Origin of the sequence: Cupriavidus sp. Agwp_2 (genome assembly GCF_040784895.1) — a bacterium.
Lineage (GTDB): Bacteria > Pseudomonadota > Gammaproteobacteria > Burkholderiales > Burkholderiaceae > Cupriavidus.
Genome location: NZ_CP088084.1, coordinates 2,713,364 through 2,731,133, shown reverse-complemented (window position 1 = coordinate 2,731,133; position 17,770 = coordinate 2,713,364). Strand labels below are relative to the sequence as shown.

General features: G+C 66.1%; 15 protein-coding genes and 1 pseudogene. 6 read left to right on the top strand and 10 right to left on the bottom strand.

The annotated features are described in order from the left end of the window. Window positions 1-4: 4 nt before the first annotated feature. On the bottom strand, window positions 5-787 hold the full coding sequence (gene badI, locus LPA45_RS30090; RefSeq protein WP_116321784.1) for a 2-ketocyclohexanecarboxyl-CoA hydrolase: 783 nt from the start codon (window positions 785-787) through the stop codon (window positions 5-7). A 44-nt stretch (window positions 788-831) separates the two neighbouring features. Continuing rightward, window positions 832-1,599 carry a 2-hydroxycyclohexanecarboxyl-CoA dehydrogenase gene (gene badH / locus LPA45_RS30085; protein ID WP_116321783.1) on the bottom strand — a complete coding sequence of 256 codons (768 nt, stop codon included), beginning with the start codon at window positions 1,597-1,599 and terminating at the stop codon, window positions 832-834. Between the two features lie 139 nt (window positions 1,600-1,738). Between badH and LPA45_RS30080 the strand changes: the two genes are divergently transcribed. Both LPA45_RS30080 and LPA45_RS30075 read left to right on the top strand, forming a co-directional pair. Next, the gene (locus tag LPA45_RS30080) at window positions 1,739-2,260 is read left to right on the top strand and encodes a MarR family winged helix-turn-helix transcriptional regulator (protein WP_367395073.1); all 522 of its coding nucleotides are present in this window, start codon (window positions 1,739-1,741) and stop codon (window positions 2,258-2,260) included. Between the two features lie 252 nt (window positions 2,261-2,512). Next, window positions 2,513-2,806 carry a GYD domain-containing protein gene (locus LPA45_RS30075; RefSeq protein ID WP_116321781.1) on the top strand — a complete coding sequence of 98 codons (294 nt, stop codon included), beginning with the start codon at window positions 2,513-2,515 and terminating at the stop codon, window positions 2,804-2,806. A 93-nt stretch (window positions 2,807-2,899) separates the two neighbouring features. On the opposite strand, the pseudogene LPA45_RS30070 reads toward LPA45_RS30075, so the two are convergent. From LPA45_RS30070 to oxlT (LPA45_RS30040), 7 genes and pseudogenes are all read right to left on the bottom strand, one after another. Beyond that, window positions 2,900-3,915, bottom strand: a pseudogene (locus LPA45_RS30070) (zinc-binding alcohol dehydrogenase family protein). Window positions 3,916-4,149: 234 nt separating this feature from the next. Beyond that, complete coding sequence (fdhF, locus tag LPA45_RS30065) at window positions 4,150-6,969, bottom strand: formate dehydrogenase subunit alpha (RefSeq protein ID WP_367395072.1); 2,820 nt, start codon at window positions 6,967-6,969, stop codon at window positions 4,150-4,152. Window positions 6,970-6,978: 9 nt separating this feature from the next. Next, complete coding sequence (locus LPA45_RS30060; RefSeq protein WP_367395071.1) at window positions 6,979-8,688, bottom strand: NADH-ubiquinone oxidoreductase-F iron-sulfur binding region domain-containing protein; 1,710 nt, start codon at window positions 8,686-8,688, stop codon at window positions 6,979-6,981. A gap of 181 nt (window positions 8,689-8,869) precedes the next feature. Then, on the bottom strand, window positions 8,870-10,189 hold the full coding sequence (gene oxlT / locus LPA45_RS30055) for an oxalate/formate MFS antiporter (protein WP_116321777.1): 1,320 nt from the start codon (window positions 10,187-10,189) through the stop codon (window positions 8,870-8,872). 645 nt (window positions 10,190-10,834) lie between these two features. Beyond that, window positions 10,835-11,053, bottom strand: a complete 219-nt coding sequence (locus LPA45_RS30050; protein WP_116321776.1) for a hypothetical protein — start codon at window positions 11,051-11,053, stop codon at window positions 10,835-10,837. 136 nt (window positions 11,054-11,189) lie between these two features. Next, window positions 11,190-12,113, bottom strand: a complete 924-nt coding sequence (locus LPA45_RS30045; RefSeq protein ID WP_317921051.1) for a LysR family transcriptional regulator — start codon at window positions 12,111-12,113, stop codon at window positions 11,190-11,192. A 233-nt stretch (window positions 12,114-12,346) separates the two neighbouring features. After that, window positions 12,347-13,687 (bottom strand): oxalate/formate MFS antiporter, encoded by a 1,341-nt coding sequence (oxlT, locus tag LPA45_RS30040; protein WP_317921050.1) that lies wholly within the window; start codon window positions 13,685-13,687, stop codon window positions 12,347-12,349. 212 nt (window positions 13,688-13,899) lie between these two features. Between oxlT (LPA45_RS30040) and LPA45_RS30035 the strand changes: the two genes are divergently transcribed. From LPA45_RS30035 to LPA45_RS30020, 4 genes are all read left to right on the top strand, one after another. Continuing rightward, window positions 13,900-14,841, top strand: a complete 942-nt coding sequence (locus LPA45_RS30035) for a LysR family transcriptional regulator (protein WP_116321773.1) — start codon at window positions 13,900-13,902, stop codon at window positions 14,839-14,841. A 119-nt stretch (window positions 14,842-14,960) separates the two neighbouring features. Then, window positions 14,961-15,266, top strand: a complete 306-nt coding sequence (locus LPA45_RS30030; protein ID WP_317921046.1) for a LysR family transcriptional regulator — start codon at window positions 14,961-14,963, stop codon at window positions 15,264-15,266. A gap of 271 nt (window positions 15,267-15,537) precedes the next feature. After that, window positions 15,538-16,101, top strand: coding sequence for a hypothetical protein (locus LPA45_RS30025; protein WP_367395070.1), 564 nt, complete (start codon window positions 15,538-15,540; stop codon window positions 16,099-16,101). A 57-nt stretch (window positions 16,102-16,158) separates the two neighbouring features. Further along, the gene (locus tag LPA45_RS30020; RefSeq protein ID WP_317921044.1) at window positions 16,159-16,746 is read left to right on the top strand and encodes a TetR/AcrR family transcriptional regulator; all 588 of its coding nucleotides are present in this window, start codon (window positions 16,159-16,161) and stop codon (window positions 16,744-16,746) included. Window positions 16,747-16,761: 15 nt separating this feature from the next. Here the strand turns inward: LPA45_RS30020 and LPA45_RS30015 are convergent, their stop codons facing one another. Then, on the bottom strand, window positions 16,762-17,766 hold the full coding sequence (locus LPA45_RS30015) for a tripartite tricarboxylate transporter substrate binding protein (RefSeq protein WP_317921043.1): 1,005 nt from the start codon (window positions 17,764-17,766) through the stop codon (window positions 16,762-16,764). Between the last annotated feature and the right edge of the window lie 4 nt (window positions 17,767-17,770).

The window sequence follows — 17,770 nt, the reverse complement described above, 5'->3', positions numbered from 1 at the left end:
GGGCTTACTTGGCGTACTTGCGGAACTCGGGCTTGCGCTTTTCCTGGAAGGCGCGCACGCCCTCGCGCGATTCCTCGGTGTCGTAGTAGAGCTTGAGCGCATACATGCCCATGCCGGCGATGCCGCTCTGGTGCGCGGTGTCCATGTTGAACGAGCGCTTGGCGATGGCAATCGCGGTCGGGCTCTTCTCCAGGATCTCGTCGCACCACTTCTGCACTTCGGCGTCGAGCTGCTCGTGCGGCACCACGGCATTGACCAGCCCCATCGCCAGCGCCTCGGCGGCGGGATAGCGGCGGCACAGGTACCAGATCTCGCGCGCCTTCTTCTCGCCGACCACGCGTGCGAGGAACGCCGTGCCATAGCCAGGATCGACCGAGCCGACGCGCGGGCCGACCTGCCCGAACACGGCCTTGTCCGAGGCGATGGTGAAATCGCAGATCGTGCACAGCACGTTGCCACCGCCGATGGCATAGCCCTGCACGCGCGCGATCACCGGCTTGGGCACGTCGCGGATGGCGTTGTGCAGTTCTTCCATCGGCAGGCCGATGGTGCCGCGGCCGTCGTACTGGCCTTCATGCGCGGACTGGTCGCCGCCGGTGCAGAAGGCCTTCTCGCCGGCGCCTGCCAGCACGATGGCGCCGATCTCGCGGTCATAGCCAGCACGGTTGATGGCGTGGATCAGCTCGTCGCAGGTGCGGCCGCGGAAGGCGTTCATCTTTTCCGGGCGGTTGATGATGATCCAGGCCGCGCCGTTGCGCACTTCATAGCGGATGTCTTCGTATTGCATGGTCGTCTCCGTTGTCTGGTTGGATGGGCGATTGGTGCTGGAGGTCAGCCGTTCATGGTCAGGCCGCCCGACACGCTCAGCACCTGGCCGGTGATGAAGGCAGCGTCGTCGCCGGCGAAGAACAGCACCGCGCCGGGCAGGTCGTCGGGCTGGCCGATGCGGCCCAGCGGGATCGAGCGGGTGAAGGCTTCCACCAGCTTCTCGGGGTTGCCCGCGCCCTGCTTGTAGTCTTCGAACAGCGCGGTCTCGGTCGGACCCGGGCACACCACGTTCACGGTGATGCCGTGGCGGGCATGCTCGCGTGCGATGGTCTTGGAGAACGACACCAGCCCGCCCTTGCATGCGGCATACACCGCCTCGCCGGACGACCCCACGCGCGCGGCATCGGAGGCGATATTGACGATGCGCCCGCGCTTGCGCGCCGCCATGCCCGGCAGCACCGCGTGGTGCATATGCAGGGCGCCGGTCAGATTGATGGCGATCAGCCGCTCCCACTGCGCCGGCTCGGTCTTGACGAAGGGACGGAACACGTCCCAGCCGGCGTTGTTGACCAGCACGTCGATGGGGCCCAGCTCCTGCTCCACCGCCGCCACCGCGGCATCGACGCTGGCGCGATCGGTAATGTCGCAGCGCACTGACAACGCGCGGCCGCCGGCGTCGCGGATCTGCGCCGCCACGCGTTCGCCGGCCTCCGGATTCAGGTCGAGCACGCCGACCGCCGCCCCTGCCCGCGCAAAGCGCAAACACGTTGCACCGCCGATACCACCGCCACCACCGGTCACGATGACCGTCTTGCCTTCGAGTCCTTGCACAGCCGTTCTCCTTTCAGGGTTCCGGTGCTATCGTGCCGGCGGTGCCGCCGCCACATGCCCCGTCAATTACGTAAATATGTTGACGTATAATAGGTGCGGCCGGCACCGTGCGCAAGGCATCAATCCTTTGGAAACGACTATGGTTAACCCCGACCTGGGAGGCGAACTCCCCACTAACGCACGCATGGAACTGGCCAACCGGCTGTTCTTCCGCCTCTACCAATGTGCAAACATGTTGCATAAAACGGGATCGCGGGCGGTGGAAGCCGAAGGCCTGACGACGCAGCAGTGGGCGGTGCTGGGCGCCCTGTCACGCCCCGACGCGGCCGGCGGCATGAGCGTCGGCGACCTGGCGCGCTACCTGATGGTGAGCCGGCAGAACCTGTCCGGGCTGGTCAGCCGGATGGAGCGGGACGGCCACGTGACGCTGGCGCCCGACGGGCGCGACCGCCGCTCGCGGCTGGTGCGGATGAGCGAGCCGGGCCGCGAGGTATGGCTGCACCAGGCGCAGCCGAAGATCCGCGAGTACTACGAGCACGCACTGGACGGGTTCTCGACCAACGACCTGACGCATACGCTGCACTACCTGCTGAAGCTGCTGGACAACATGCGCGCGCTGGATACGCCGGACGGTGCCGACGGCGGACCGGTACAAGACTGAGGCGGCGCGCTGTATCACGGCTGATACAGCCGGGCCTGCAATGCGCCGGCCCGGGACGGAGGCAACGGATGCGCCAGCCGCGAACCCGCCTGTCGCGCCGACTGGCGCGCGATATGCGTGGGTACGAGGTTGCTCAGGCACACCGGTGCCGCACCGGCAAGCCCTGAACCACTGCCCCGGCTGACTGCGGCGCTGCCGACCAAGCGCTGCGCCGGGACGGCGTCCGATCCATCCTTTACCGGAGATCCCGCCATGACCCGCTACATCGTGCTAGCCAGCTTCACCGACCAGGGCATCCGCGCCGTCAAGGACACCACCAAGCGCGCCGCCGCGGTGCGCGAGATGGGTGCGCGCTTCGGGGTGCAGATGAAAGACATCTTCTGGACACTGGGCAAATACGACATCGTGCTGACCGTCGAAGCGCAGGACGATGCCAGCATGACTGCCTTCGGCCTCGCGGTCGGCGCGCTGGGGAACGTGCGCACGCAGACGCTGCGGGCCTTCAATGCCGACGAGATGCAGGCGATCCTCGGCAAGATGAGTTGAACCGCCCTCGCACCGTCCCCGCAATGACGAACGCCCGCCAGGGTTCCTCGCGGGCGTTCTCGCTTCTGCTTGTTCTGCTTGTCGCGTGCGGGCTCAGAACCCTTCCAGCACCAGCTTGCCGATGGTGCGGCCACCCTCCAGCATGGCGTGGGCGCGGCGCAGGTTCTCGGCGTTGATGCGGCCCAGGTTTTCACCGAGCGTGGTTTGCAGGCGCCCGGCGTCAACCAGGCGCGCCACCTCGTTGAGCAGCCGGTGCTGCGCGATCATGTCCGGCGTGTGGAACATTGCGCGGGTGAACATGAATTCCCAGACGAATGTAGCGCTCTTGCTCTTGAGCAGTTCCACCGGCAGCGGGCGGGCGTTCTCGACGATCGTGCAGATCTTGCCCTGCGGTGCGACCAGTTCGGCCAGGGCCGGGAAGTGGCCGTCGGTGTCGTTGAAGCAGAGGATGTAGTCGACGTGCGCGAAGCCCAGCGCCTTCAGTTGCGCCGGCAGGTCGCCTCGGTGGTTGACGGTATGGTCGGCGCCCAGCTTGCGGCACCAGTCCTGCGACTCCTGGCGTGATGCCGTGGCGATCACGGTGAGGCCGGCCAGCACCTTGGCCAGCTGGATGCCGATCGAGCCTACGCCGCCGGCGCCGCCGACGATCAGCACGGAGCGGCCGGCGTGCTCGCCCTTGGGCGAGATGCCGAGGCGGTCGAACAGTGCTTCCCACGCGGTGATCGCGGTCAGCGGCAATGCGGCGGCGTTGGCAAAGTCGAGCGAGGCAGGCTTGTGGCCGGCGATGCGTTCGTCCACCAAGTGATATTCGGCGTTGGTACCGGGGCGGGTGATGCTGCCGGCGTAGTAGACCGGGTCGCCTGGTTTGAACAGGGTGACATCGGGGCCGACGGCTTCCACCACGCCAGCGGCGTCCCAGCCCAGTATGGGGGAGCGGGTTCGGCCTGGGGCTTGGGGGCACGGACTTTGGTGTCGACCGGGTTGACGGCGATGGCTTCGATCTTGACGAGCAGGTCGTGGCCTGATGGCGTGGGCTTGTCGATTTCCACGTCCTGGAGCGAACGGGGATCGGAAATGGAGAGGTACTGGGTCAGGCCGATGGCTTTCATTTGCTTGGGCTCCGGGGTGGAGAGGATGTGGCTCAAGCGTAGCGCATCGGGATTGGAATGATTAGCGGGATGACCCGGCAATCAATTTCCTGGAAACCAGGACAATCTTGTGCTTCTGCGGGATGGGCTGGTCGCAGCGCTCGCCAAGCGCCGTCGCCGGTGAACCCTTGTTTGCGCCCCTCTCCCGCGTCGCGGGAGAGGGGCCGGCCCATCACTCGCCGCGAGCCCAAACCCCTAGACAGCCTCCAATATCTGCCCGCCCCCATAACTGGACTGCACCGGCGCCTCCCCGCCCAGCGTCATGCGAATCGCGCAGTATTTGAATTCCGGAATCTTGCCGAACGGGTCCAGCGCCGCATTGGTCAGCTTGTTGATCGCCGCCTCGTAATAGCAGAACGGCACGAACACCGCCCCGCGTGGCGTGCCGGCGTCGGCGCGCGCATACAGCGTGACTTCGCCGCGCCTTGACGACAACGTGACCACACTCCCCGGCTTGCCGCCCAGCGCATCGAGATCCAACGGATGCACCAATGCCACCGGGTCCGGCTCGATCGCATCGAGCACGCCGGCGCGACGCGTCATGCTGCCGGTATGCCAGTGCTCCAGCTGGCGCCCGGTGATCAGCACCATCGGGTAGTCGGCATCGGGCCGCTCGGCAGCCGGGATGATGTCGGCCGGCACGAAGCGGCCACGGCCAGTGTCGGTCGGGAAGCCATCCGTGAAAATCACCGGCTCGCCCGGATCGCCCTCTTCCTTGCACGGATACGTCACCGCATGCTCGCGTTCGAGCCGCTCCCAGGTCACGCCACCGATGCTCGGCATCGCCCTGCGCATCTCGTTGAACACGTCCTCCACGCCGTCGTAGTGCCAGTCCAGCCCGAGCTGTGCCGCCATCTGCCGGATGATCCACAGGTCCTGCCGCGCCTGGCCCGGCGGATCGAGCGCCTGCCGGCCAAGCTGCACGGTGCGGTCGGTGTTGGTGAAGGTGCCGGTCTTTTCCGGGAACGCCGACGCCGGCAGCACCACGTCCGCCAGGTAAGCCGTCTCGGTCAGGAAGATGTCCTGCACCACCAGGTGATCCAGCGAAGCCAGCGCCTCGCGCGCATGCTCGGCGTCAGGGTCCGACATCGCGGGGTTCTCGCCCATGATGTACATGCCCCGCACTTCGCCGCGCTCGATCGCCTGCATGACCTCCACCACGGTCAGGCCCGGCTGGCGGTCGAGCGGCATGCCCCATAGCGCCTCGAAGCTGGCGATCGCCACCGGATCGTCGACGCGCCGGTAGTCCGGATACATCATCGGGATCAGTCCCGCGTCGGACGCGCCCTGCACGTTGTTCTGCCCGCGCAGCGGATGCAGCCCGGTGCCGGGCCGGCCGATCTGGCCGGTCATCAGCGCCAGCGCGATCAGGCAGCGCGCGTTGTCGGTGCCATGCACGTGCTGCGACACGCCCATGCCCCACAGGATCATCGATCCCTTCGAGGTGGCATAGAGCCGCGCGACTTCGCGGATAGTCTCGGCGTCAATGCCGCAGATCGGCGCCATCAGCTCGGGACTGTACGCGGCGACGTTGCGCTGCAGTTCGTCGAAGCCGATGGTGCGGCTGTCGATGAACTCGCGGTCGACCAGCCCATCGTTGACGATCACATGCATCATCGCGTTGAGCAGCGCCACGTCGGCATCGGGCTTGAACTGCAGGAAGCGCCAGGCGAAGCGCGCGAGGTCGGAGCGGCGCGGGTCGGCGACGATCAGCCTGGTGCCGTTCTTGACGGCATTCTTGATCCAGCTGGCCGCCACGGGGTGGTTCACGGTCGGGTTGGCGCCGATCACGATCACGACCTCGGCCTTGTCGACGTCCATCACCGGATTCGACACCGCGCCCGAGCCGATGCCTTCCAGCAGCGCCGCCACCGACGAGGCATGGCACAGCCGCGTGCAGTGGTCGACGTTATTGCTGCCGAAGCCGGTGCGCACCAGCTTCTGGAACAGGTAGGCCTCTTCGTTGCTGCCCTTGGCCGAGCCGAAGCCCGCCAGCGCGCGCTTGCCATGCGTGTCGCGGATCTGCGCAAGCTTGCCGCCGGCGAGCGCCAGCGCCTCTTCCCAGGTGGCTTCACGGAACACGTCCATCACGTGGTCCGGGTCCATGACGAAATCCCCGCGCTTGGGCGCGCCTTCGCGGCGCACCAGCGGCACGGTCAGCCGCTGCGGGTGCTGCACGTAGTCAAAGCCGTAGCGGCCCTTCACGCACAGCCGCTGGTGGTTGGCGGGGCCATCGCGGCCTTCCACGAACAGGATGCGGTTGTCCTTGACGTTATAGGTCAGCTGGCAGCCCACGCCGCAATACGGGCACACCGATTCGACCTGCTTGTCGGGCTCGGCCAGGGCCACGTCGCGCGCGGGCATCAGCGCGCCCGTCGGGCAGGCCTGCACGCATTCGCCGCAGGCGACGCAGGTGGATGCGCCCATCGGGTCGTCCATGTCGAACACGATGCGGGCTTCGTCGCCGCGCAAGGCCAGTCCGATCACGTCGTTGACCTGCTCGTCACGGCAGGCGCGCAGGCAGCGGGTGCACTGGATGCAGGCATCGAGGTTGACGGCGATGGCCGGGTGCGACAGGTCCGCCGCCACGCGCTCGCGCGGGGCAAAACGCGGCTTGCCCACCTCCAGCTTCGCCGCCCACTGGTCGAGTTCGTTGTGGCGGGTGTATTCCGTTTCCGGCATGTCCGACTGCAGCAGCTCCAGCACGGTGCGCTGGGCACGGCGGGCGCGCTCGGACTCGGTCTGCACCTGCATGCCCGCGGCGGGATAGCGGCAGCAGGACGGGGCCAGCACGCGCTCGCCCTGGATCTCGACCATGCAGGCGCGGCAGTTTCCGGCCGGCTCGAGGCCGTCCTTGTAGCACAGGTGCGGAAGAACGTCGAAGCCCTCGCGCTGCGCCACCTTGAGCAGGCTTTCGCCGGGCTGCGCGGTGACTTCGCGGCCGTTGAGCGAGAAGGAGACGGCCGGCTCGGCGGATTCGACAAGCGCGCGTTCGGCGCGGGTCAGTGCATTCATGTCAGTCTCTCACGCGAGTTCGTGCGGGAAGTACTTGATCACGCAGTCGACGGGATTGGGCGCGGCCTGCCCCAGCCCGCAGATCGATGCATCGCGCATCACCGCGGACAGGTCGTCCAGCGCGGCCAGGTCCCACTTCTGCTGCCGGATCAGGTCGAGCGCCTTGGCCGTGCCGGTGCGGCATGGCGTGCATTGCCCGCACGACTCATGCTTGAAGAAGTGCATCAGGTTGCGCGCCGCCTGCGTGGCGCTGTCATGGTCGGACAGGATCACCACCGCGGCCGAGCCGATGAAGCAGCCATAGGGCTGCAGCGTGTCGAAATCGAGCGGGATATTGCCCATCGATGCCGGCAGGATGCCCCCCGACGCGCCGCCAGGCAGGTAGGCGTAGAACGCGTGGCCGTCAAGCATGCCGCCGCAGTATTCGTCGATCAGCTCGCGCACGGTGGTGCCCGCGGGCGCCAGGTGAACGCCCGGCTTCTTCACGCGTCCGGATACCGAGAACGAACGCAGGCCCTTGCGCCCGTTGCGCCCTTGGGAAGCGAACCACTCGGCACCCTTCTCGATGATGTCGCGCACCCAGTACAGGGTCTCGAAGTTGTGCTCGAGCGTGGGCCGCCCGAACAGGCCCACCTGCGCCACATACGGCGGACGCAGCCGCGGCATGCCGCGCTTGCCTTCGATCGACTCGATCATGGCCGACTCTTCGCCGCAGATGTACGCGCCGGCGCCGCGGCGCAGCTCGATGACCGGCAGGCCGGGAATGGGCGGATCGTCGCGCAGTTGCCGCAAGGCCTCGGCCAGCAGCGCACGGCAGCCGGCGTATTCGTCGCGCAGGTAGATGTAGATCGCCGACACGTTGACCACCGTCGCCGCGATCAGCATGCCCTCCAGGAAGCGGTGCGGATCGCGCTCCAGGTAGACGCGGTCCTTGAAGGTGCCCGGCTCGCCTTCGTCGATATTCACGGCCATCAGGCGCGGTGCCGGCTCCTTCTGCACGATGCGCCATTTGCGGCCGGTGGGGAAGCCCGCGCCGCCCAGTCCGCGCAGGCCGGAATCTTCCATCGTGCACAGCACGGCGGCGGGATCGAGCGTGCCGTCGGCAAGGGACCGCAGCAACCCGTAGCCGCCGGCCGCACGGTACGCGTCGTAATCGATATGGGGTTCAGGCACGTGACGCACGGCCTTCTCCTGCACTGCATCGGCAACCGTGGCGGCAGTCGCGCCGTCCACGGGGTTCTGCCCGACCAGCGCGGCGGGCGCTTTCTCGCAACGGCCGATGCAGGGCGCGGCAACCACGCGCACATCGGCGCCCAGCAACGCCGGCAGCTTGTCGATCAGCGCCTGGGCACCTGCCAGTTCGCAGGCGATGCCTTCGCACACGCGCACCGTCAGCGCGGGCGGCGCGGCGATGTGTCCGTCCGCATCCTCGCGGACCACATCGAAATGATGGTAGAAGCTCGCGACCTCATACACCTCGGTCATCGACAGCCGCAGTTCGCTGGCGAGCGCCACCAGGTGTGGCATGGCCAGCTGCCCGTAGCGGTCGTTGATGCAGTGCAGGTGCTCGATCAGCAGGTCGCGGCGGCGCGGCAAGTCGCCCAGCGCCACGCGCACTTCGGCCAGCGCGGCCGCGTCAACCTGCCGGCCCTTGGGCTGGCGGCGCTTGCGCTGCCGGCCTAGCCCTGTCGCCTCAAGGGGAATGACAACCTGGTTCATGGCAGTGCCCGGATCTTTTGTGGATGTCAGATGGCCGATCAGGAAGGTGCCGTGCGGGCCACCTTCCTGTCGCGCTTCATTGTTTTTTGTATTGTGCTACCGGGGCGGGTGCCCGTGCAGGCATCGAGGCCGCCTGCCCCGGATACTACCGGCGCCCGCAGGCGCCGTACTGCTTTCTTCATCAGGTCAGGTCTTCGGGCACGGTACGGTAGCCCATTGGTGCCGAGGTATTGGCGTGGACATACTTGCGGGCATGGGCTTCGCGCATCGGCTTGAGCACGAACAGCGCCATGATCGCAGTCAATGCCGCCATGCCCGAGGCCACCATGAAGACCGCATGCCAGCTACCCGTGGCGGTCGTGATCACGCTGGAGAACGGCACCAGCAGCGCTGCGGTGCCCTTGGCGGTGTAGAGCAGGCCCGCATTGGTCGCGGCAAATTTCGGCCCGAAAGTGTCGCCACAGGTGGCCGGGAACAGGCTGTAGATCTCACCCCAGGCGAAGAACACCACGCCTGTCAGGATCACGAAGGCAACCGGATGATGGCCGTACTTCGACAGCAGCAGGATGCCGATGGCCTCGACGCCGAAGGCAAAGAACATGGTGCGTTCACGGCCGATATGATCGGAGATCCAGCCGAAGAACGGGCGCGTCAAGCCGTTGAGCACGCGATCGATGGTCAGTGCGAAGGTCAGCGCGGGCAAGGTCAGGCCAAGGATCGAGATCGGCGCGTCGTGCAGGCCAAAGTCCTTGGCGATCGGACCGAGCTGGGCGGTGGCCATCAGGCCGCCGGCGGCCATCATCACGAACATCGCATACATGACCCAGAAGATCGGCGACTTCAGCACCTGGCGCGGCGAAGCGTTGTAGGTGGCGGCAGCCTTCAGCGTGGTCTTGACCTCGCTCAGGATCTTGGCGGAAGGCGGGAACAGGGCCATGCCCAGGATGAACACGATCAGGCCCTGGCCAAGACCGAACCACAGGAACGCGGCTTCATAGCCCGACGTCTTGATCATGTTGGCGATAGGCACCACGGTCAGCGCGGAGCCCGCGCCGAACCCGGCCGCCGTGATCCCTGCCGCCAGTCCGCGGCGATTGGGGAACCACTTCAGCGCGTTGCCCACGCAGGTGCCATACACAGCGCCTGCGCCCAGGCCGCCGATTGCCGCCGCGACGTAGAGCATCGGCAGCGAGGACGCCACCGAGTTCAGCGCCCAGGCAATGGCGCACAGCAAGCCGCCACCCACCACCACCGGGCGCGGGCCGTACTTGTCGACGAGGTAGCCCTCGATCGGGACCAGCCAGGTTTCCGTCACGACGAAGATGGTGAATGCCACCTGGATCGCGGTGCGGCCCCAGTGGTATTTATCGTCGATCGGGTTGACGAACAGCGTCCAGCCATACTGCATGTTGGCGATCATCGCCATGCAGATCACGCCGAAGACCAATTGCACCCACGGCGACGCAAAGCGCGACGTGGACTCCCTTTGCTGCAGTTCCATGATGTCTCCTTATAGCGGCTAGCCGCCAAGGTGGAAGATTGGGCGCCTGAAGACGCCTCTGCGTGACTCTCGGTCTCGAACAGCTTAGCCGTTCTAGTGCTATACGGTATGTGATATATCAACCAAGTCAAGCGTATTCGTTGCGGCTCTGCAGCATGCCCTGTCCGCAACTGACGCCCGCATGGCCGATGGTGCCGCGCGACTGGTGCGCGCAATGCATCAACGGCCGTACCGCTGGTACCGGGAATCCTTGGAAATCAAGCAGTTGCCTTAAGTCGGCGCATCAATCCGCGCGTCGTTGGCAGCCATCAGAATGCCGGGGATCGCCCCGCTGGAAAACCCGGGAAAACGGTCGGTTCGGGAAAGTCCCTAGATAGATACAATAAGACATGGCCTGCTTGTCTGGCCACGAAATCGGCGGAATTTGGGGGGAATGACGGGGTAGGAGGATGGTGGCGGCCGTGGGTTCGCCTGGAACCCGCCCTGCCTGCCAGCGCGTGTGGCATCCAGGGAATTGCACGGGGGGACTACCTTACTGCTTGCTGCGCCACAAGGGTTGCCGGCCGCTACAGCCCTTGTCATCTGCGCCGGTCAGCAGCCGGTCCATGCACGAATGCGCGGACGGGCAGCCGGCGCCGCCTGGCTTCAGGCGTACGCCAGTTCGCCGGCGGCGGGCACTACGCGCGACGGGCGAGCGCGGCCAACACCATGGCTTTCCTGGTTCGAGCCCAGTCCGGCAAAGCGGCCGTGTTCCTGCGCGGTCACCAGCACGTCCATCGGCAGGCGGGTGGCGAGCAGGATGGTCATGGCGACACCGCCGGCAAGAGCGGCCAGGCCAAGGACGAAGAGCAGTGCGACTTCCATTTGAAAACTCCAGTTGCGTTGTGGTCAGGAGTTTTCATTATATGCTGCGCTGCACTATGTGTAAATATCCTGTATGTAATATATCAGTAGAAGTTTTGCTCCTATACAACAGGGCCGGCGCGCTATCCCGCCCCCGTCACACCTTGGTGGTTTCCTGCCGCGTGGCAGTCGGTTGTTCATACTCGAGCCCGCGCAATGCATCCCAGATGGCTGCGGCATTGGGCTTGAGTGAGCGGCTCTTGCGCCGCACCAGCATGACGGTGGATGTCACCTGCGGCCGCAAAGGCCGCATCACCGCGGCCGGGTTCAGGCCACCCGCCTGCGCGCGCGACGGCACCACGCCGATGCCGAGCCCCAGCGCAACCATGCCAAACACCGCGGCAAAGTGCCCGAGCAACTGCAGCGAACTGGTCCGCACGTGGTAGCTGCTGAGCGCCTTCTCCACCGCCGGCTGCATGCCGCACTGCTGGTCCAGTGTCAGCACGCTGGCATCGCTGAGCTCGCCCCACCCTACCGTGTCGCGCGCGGCCAGCGGATGCTGCGCCGGCAACACGGCGTGATAAGGGTCGATGCACAGCGGCTCGCAATAGAGGTCATCCGCGGCGTGCGGATCGGTGGCGATGCCGAAGTCGACCTCGCCGCTGCGCACGCTCTGCAGCACAGATTCCTGCGAGCGGTCCTTCAGGTGGATCGAGATCGCGGGCCACGCCTGCCGGCAGCCTGCCAGCCACGCCGGCAGCGACATCGAGCTGAGCACCGGGTCAGACGCGATCTGCACCAGTCCCTGGCATGGGCGGCTGGCGCTCTGGCTGTCGCGCAAAGTCTGCTCGACTTCCTCGATCAGGTGGCAGATGCGCTGCGACAGGTGCAGGCCGGCTTCGGTCAGTTCCACCTGGCGCGTGGTGCGGTCGAACAGCCGCTGGTCGATTTCCTCTTCCAGCTCGCGCACGCTGCGGCTCACCGCGGACTGCGTCAGGCCGAGTTCGGCGGCGGCGCGCGTAAAGCTCTTGTGCCGCGCCACCGCGGCAAAGGCCTTCAGCTGGGGGAGCGAGATGTTCATGGCCGCCCTCCCTGGCACGCGACGGCGAGGCTCAGGCGCAACCCGTGGTCGGGCGCGGCGGGATGTCGCGGTGCGGGCACCGATGCATGCGGTCCGGTCATGGCAGTCTCCTTGATGGGGCGTGGCTGTGTGCAGCCATCGTTGCTGTGGGTATGGATTTGCTTGTGTCGCGCGGTCGTTGGCCTTGCGTCACGGCAACGGCCCGCGCGCAGGCAGGCCGTTTTCCGGGGTACTCAGTCTCCTTCTCTCTGGATCCGGGGCAGGTACGCGGCATCGGATGCCGGCAGGCCCTCGGCCTGCCCGGTAATAAATCGCCTGCGCATGGGCGCCAGCAATACCTTGGCCGAGATGCCCGCGGCGATCGTCACGACCGCCGCCACGGTAAATACCGCTTCCCAGCCACCGCGCGCCGACAGCACCGACGCCAGCGGCACCAGCATCGCCGCCGTCCCCTTCGCTGTATAAAGCGTGCCCGCGTTCGCCGCCGCGAACTTGCTGCCAAACGTGTCCGCGCACAGCGCCGGGAAGATCGAGAAGATCTCGCCCCAGAACAGGAACGTCAGCGCCGCGAAGAACATGAACCAGTACGGGTTGTGCCCCAGCTGCATCAGCCCCAGCAGCGCCAGCCCCTCGCCGATGAAGATCACGAACATCGTGTTCTCGCGACCGAACCTGTCCGACAGGAACCCGCACAGCGGACGCGTGAAGCCATTGCACAGGTTGTCGATCGACAAGGTCATCGTCAGCAACGGCAAGGTCAGCCCCAGCAGCGTCACCGGCATCGACGCAAAGCCGTAGTCCTTCGCGATCGGCCCCAGCTGCGCCGTCGCCATGATCCCGCCCGCCGCCACCGCGACAAAGCTCGCGTAGATCAGCCAGAACACCGGCGTCTTCACCATCTGGCCCGGCGTGTATTCCACCGGGTTGGTCAGCACCGCCTTCGCCGCGACCGCGCCCTTGGGCGCCCTGGGCTTCACCAGCAGCAGCGCCAGCACGAAGATGCACACCCCTTGCAGGATGCCGAAGAACAGGAACGCTTTCTCATAGCCCGCGCTCTGGATCATGTTCGCGATCGGAATCACCGTGATCGCCGCGCCCGCGCCAAACCCCGCCGCCGTCAGCCCCGCCGCCAGCCCGCGCTTGTCCGGGAACCACTTCAGCGCATTGCCCACGCACGTGCCGTACACCCCGCCCGCGCCGATGCCCGCGATCACCGCCGCGGCATACAACTCCGGCAGCGTGGTCGCATACGCGTTCATCACCCACGCCAGACCCGCGCAGATCGCCCCGCCCGCCACCACCGGGCGCGGACCGAACTTGTCCACCAGCCAGCCCTCCAGCGGCACCAGCCAGGTCTCGGTCACGATGAAAATGGAAAATGCCACCTGGATCGCCGACGCCCCCCAGTGATGCTTGGCGTCCATCGGGGATACAAACAAGGTCCAGCCATACTGCAGGTTCGCTACCAGCCCCATGCACACCACGCCGATTGCAAGCTGCGTCCAACGGTTCTGCAGGCCCCGCCCGTTCACGTCGCCGTGAGCGGGCGGGGCTGCCGCTTCATATTGCGCCATCTGTTTTTGTCTCCTGGTGCTTGTCAGCTGCGTCCCGGACGGGACGCCCTCCCGGGCCTCTGCGGAGTGGGCCCTTGGTCACGATGAGATCGGCGCCTGACATTGCGGCATGCAAATCTGGGATTGATGCTACTTGAAACTAAGATCAACACTGCATAAAGTTTTTTATCGTTTGTATTGACGACCGTTTATATATTGCACGGAACGATTGAATGAAGAACGCCACGCTGCGGCAACTGAAGGTCTTTGAAACCGTCGCCCGCCATATGAGCTTTTCGCGCGCCGCCGAGGAACTGCACCTGACGCAGCCGGCCGTGTCGACCCAGGTCCGGCAACTGGAACACCATGTCGGCCTGCCGCTCTTCGAGCAGCTCGGCAAGAAGATCTACCTGACGCCGGCCGGGCACGAGATGCTGCACTACAGCCGCAGCATCATCCAGCAGTTCCGCGAGGCGGAAGACGCCATGTCGCAGCTGAAGGGCATCTCCGGGGGGCGGCTCAACGTGGCGGTGATCAGCGCCGGCGACTATTTCTTTCCGCGGCTGCTGGCCGAGTTTATGGAGCGCCATGACGGTGTGACGCTGAATCTCGCGGTGCACAACCGTGAGGAATTGCTGCACCAGCTGGCCGGCAACCTGACCGACCTCGCGGTCATGGTGCGCCCCCCCGAAGGCATGGACACCATCAACGAAGTCTTCGCGCCCCACCCTTACGTCATCGTCGCGGCGCCCAGCCACCCGCTGGTCGGCAAGCGCAAGATCCCGCTGGCGGGATTGGCCGACGAGGCCTTCGTATCGCGCGAGAAAGGCTCCGATACGTGGAATTCGATGCAGGAAGGCTTTGCCGGACGACTCTCCAACCTGCGCATCGCGATGGAGATCAAGAGCACTGAAACCATCAAGCAGGCGGTGATCGCCAACATGGGCATCGCGTTCCTGTCAGCGCACACCGTGGGACTGGAACTGCAGGCGGGGAAGCTGGCCGTGCTCGATATCGAGGGCTTCCCGGTGATGCTCAACTGGTATGTGGTGCACCGCAAGAACAAGCGCCTGCCACCGGTGGCGCTGGCGTTCAAGCAGTTTCTGATGGAGGAAGGCGCCGGATTGATCCAGCGGATTACGGGCGTGGAGGGGTTGATCCGCCGGCAAGCGTAGCCACCGCGATACATAAACGATTACTTATGATTAATCGATGAAACTTTAATTATCGTAAATCGTTCGCCATTCCTATGCTTGTCTCAACCCACCGCTACAGCGCACCGAGGAGACAAGCCATGAACCAGGTCCAGATTGACAGCCGCCCCGCAGCCATCACGATCGGTACCGACAACCAGCCCATCCCGCGCGAGACGCAGCTCGCGGCCTATAACGCCGCCTTCATCGAACTGGGCCTGCGCTTCCGCTGGGATGCCGAGATGTACGAATGGCTGTGCGGCATCGAATGCGAAAAGGCCCGCGTCGCCCGCTATATCGAAGAGCACCACGCCCACCTGCTCGCCGCCTATGATGCGGCCTTCCTCAGCGGGCTGATCTTCGAGAAAAAGAACGAATACCTGCGCGCGGTCGGCCATCTCAACTGAGCGGTCCGATCGATTACTGGCGAGGCGCTCTGGCGGCCTCGCCTTTTTTATTGCCGCGCTCGCCGCCACTCCCGCATTGGCATGGGAACGCGCTCGCAGAAAGGCTCAACGCGGTTGAATTCCTGACCTTCGCCACGAAGTGGGCGACAGCATAGAATTCGCTTGTCATGGCGGTGGCGCCGCCGTGCGGCGCTTCTGGTGCGGCCGGCGCACGCACGCGCCTTATTCCCGCCACCACATGGAATCCACTTATCACCAGGGCAGCACGGGCATGACGGCCATTGAAGCCGCCGGCGCCGGGCACCAGCACCCGACGGATGCGGCCACCATCCTGCGCCGCGCCGCGGTGTCCGGTGCCTGCGCCAGCCTGCTGTCCTCCGGCATGCTCGCCTGCGGCGGCACCGTCGATTGCGGCAGCGCCTTCGCGCCGGTCAATGCGGTCAGCCACTGGATCTGGGGCGAACGCGCCCTGCATGCGAACCGGCCGTCGGTCCGGCATACCGTGCTGGGTTACGTGATCCATCATGCGATGTCGGTGTTCTGGGCAGTGTTCTATGAAACCGCGGTGGCACGGCATCATGCGCGCGGTGCCCTCGGTACCCTGGCGCTTGGCGGTCTCGGCATCGCAGGCCTGGCCTGCCTGGTGGACCTGAAGTGTACGCCGCACCGCCTGACGCCCGGCTTCGAGCGGCGCTTGTCGGCGCCCATGCTGACGCTGGTCTACCTGGCTTTCGGGCTGGCCCTGCCGCTGGGGTCACTGCTGGCGCGGCGCGCGGCGCGCTCGCGTGGCAGCCTGCAAGGCCCCTCGGAGCCGATTGCAAGACTTATGCGCTGATCGTCGTAAGATGCGAGGATTCCCTCGACACCCGGCATTCTGCCCTTCCCTGTTTTCATGGCCACCCGACGCACCGACGACGAATTCATCCAGGAACTGACCCGGCTGCTAAGCACCGAAGGCGTGTCGTCGCTGACCATCGGCGAGCTCGCGCAGCGCATGCGCTGCTCGCGGCGGCGGCTGTATGAGATCGCGCCGACCAAGGAAGCGCTGTTCGTAGGCATCTGCGAGCGCGTGCTCGCGGCCAGCCTGGAAAAGGGCTTTGCCGCGGCCCGCCGCGAAAGCGATCCGGCGCACGCGGTTTCCGCCTACCTGCACGCCACGCTGAACACGTCGGGGCTGGGCAAGGCGGCGCTGACCGACCTGGATGCGATCGACAGCGGCAGGGCCGCGTTCGACGCCTACCAGCTGGCCCGTGTGCGCGGCCTGGAGAGCCTGCTGGAGGCCGGCATGCGCGCCGGGCAGATGGCGCAACACAATCCGCGGCTGGTGTCCGAAGCCATCCTTGGCGCCGCGCACCGGCTGCGCAACCAGCAGTTCCTGAAGGAGACCGGCATGAAGATCGGCGACGCCTTCAGCGAGTTCTACGAGATCATCCTGAATGGCCTGCTGTGCCGGCCCGGACAGGACGCGCGCGCATCCTAGCCCGGCCAGCCGGGATCACTGCGGCGGGATGTTCGCGGCGTGGATCACCTTGCCCCACTTGGTGTATTCATCCTGCACGAAGCGGCTGGCCTGTTCCGGCGCGCCGGCCACCGGGATCAGCGCGGCCGCGTCGAGCGTGGTGCGCAGGTCCTGGTTCTTCTGCGCCTGGTTGATGACCTCGTTCAGCCGCGTCACCACCGGCGCCGGCGTGCCCTTGGGCACGAACGCCGCCATCCAACCGACCACTTCGAATCCCGGCACGCCCGACTCGGCAATGGTCGGCACATCCGGCAATTGCGGTGCGCGCTTCGCGGTCGTCACCGCCAGCGCCCTGACCTTGCCCGATTTGACCTGCGTGACCGCAGCGCCGATGTTGGCGAACAGAAAGTCGACGTGTCCGCCGATCAGCGCCGACATGGCCTCGGACGGACCCCCGTACGGCACGTGCGTATATTCCAGCCCATTCACTTCCTGCTTGAGCAGCTCCGCCGCCAGGTGCGCCGAACTGCCGACGCTGCCGGAGGCATAGTTGATCTTGCCCGGCCGGGCCTTGATATAGGCAAGGAACTCGGCAAAGGTCTTCGCCGGGAAGCTGTTGCTGACCAGCAGCACGTTGCCGTTCAGCCCGAACACGGCCACCGCCTGGAAGTCCTTCAGCGGGTCATACGGCGTCGAGGCCAGCAGCCGCGGATTGATCGCATGGGTGACGTTGGTGCCGAGCAGCAGCGTGTAGCCGTCCGGCGTCGAGCGCGCGACAAAGTTGGCGCCGATGGTCGCGCCCGCGCCGGGCTTGTTCTCGGTCACCAGCGGCTGGCCCAGCGTATCGCCCATGTACTTGGCGAAGGTACGCGCAGTCAGGTCGGTCACGCCACCGGGCGCAAACGGAACGACGAAACGGATCGGCCTGGACGGGTACGGCTCGCTGGCGTGAGCGGCGGGGCTGGCCAGGCAAAGCGCCAGCAAGCAGGCGTGGGCGGCGCGCACGGCGTGGCGCGCATGCCGGATGATGCGGAATGACATGGTC

Bases quoted from the DNA above. Each gene is read 5' to 3' on its own strand.
- badI (WP_116321784.1), bottom strand. From the start codon at position 787: ATGCAATACGAAGACATCCGCTATGAAGTGCGCAACGGCGCGGCCTGG.
- LPA45_RS30080 (WP_367395073.1), top strand. From the start codon at position 1,739: ATGGTTAACCCCGACCTGGGAGGCGAACTCCCCACTAACGCACGCATG.
- LPA45_RS30075 (WP_116321781.1), top strand. From the start codon at position 2,513: ATGACCCGCTACATCGTGCTAGCCAGCTTCACCGACCAGGGCATCCGC.
- fdhF (WP_367395072.1), bottom strand. From the start codon at position 6,969: ATGAATGCACTGACCCGCGCCGAACGCGCGCTTGTCGAATCCGCCGAG.
- LPA45_RS30060 (WP_367395071.1), bottom strand. From the start codon at position 8,688: ATGAACCAGGTTGTCATTCCCCTTGAGGCGACAGGGCTAGGCCGGCAG.
- oxlT (WP_116321777.1), bottom strand. From the start codon at position 10,189: ATGGAACTGCAGCAAAGGGAGTCCACGTCGCGCTTTGCGTCGCCGTGG.
- LPA45_RS30050 (WP_116321776.1), bottom strand. From the start codon at position 11,053: ATGGAAGTCGCACTGCTCTTCGTCCTTGGCCTGGCCGCTCTTGCCGGC.
- LPA45_RS30045 (WP_317921051.1), bottom strand. From the start codon at position 12,113: ATGAACATCTCGCTCCCCCAGCTGAAGGCCTTTGCCGCGGTGGCGCGG.
- oxlT (WP_317921050.1), bottom strand. From the start codon at position 13,687: ATGGCGCAATATGAAGCGGCAGCCCCGCCCGCTCACGGCGACGTGAAC.
- LPA45_RS30035 (WP_116321773.1), top strand. From the start codon at position 13,900: ATGAAGAACGCCACGCTGCGGCAACTGAAGGTCTTTGAAACCGTCGCC.
- LPA45_RS30030 (WP_317921046.1), top strand. From the start codon at position 14,961: ATGAACCAGGTCCAGATTGACAGCCGCCCCGCAGCCATCACGATCGGT.
- LPA45_RS30025 (WP_367395070.1), top strand. From the start codon at position 15,538: ATGACGGCCATTGAAGCCGCCGGCGCCGGGCACCAGCACCCGACGGAT.
- LPA45_RS30020 (WP_317921044.1), top strand. From the start codon at position 16,159: ATGGCCACCCGACGCACCGACGACGAATTCATCCAGGAACTGACCCGG.
- LPA45_RS30015 (WP_317921043.1), bottom strand. From the start codon at position 17,766: ATGTCATTCCGCATCATCCGGCATGCGCGCCACGCCGTGCGCGCCGCC.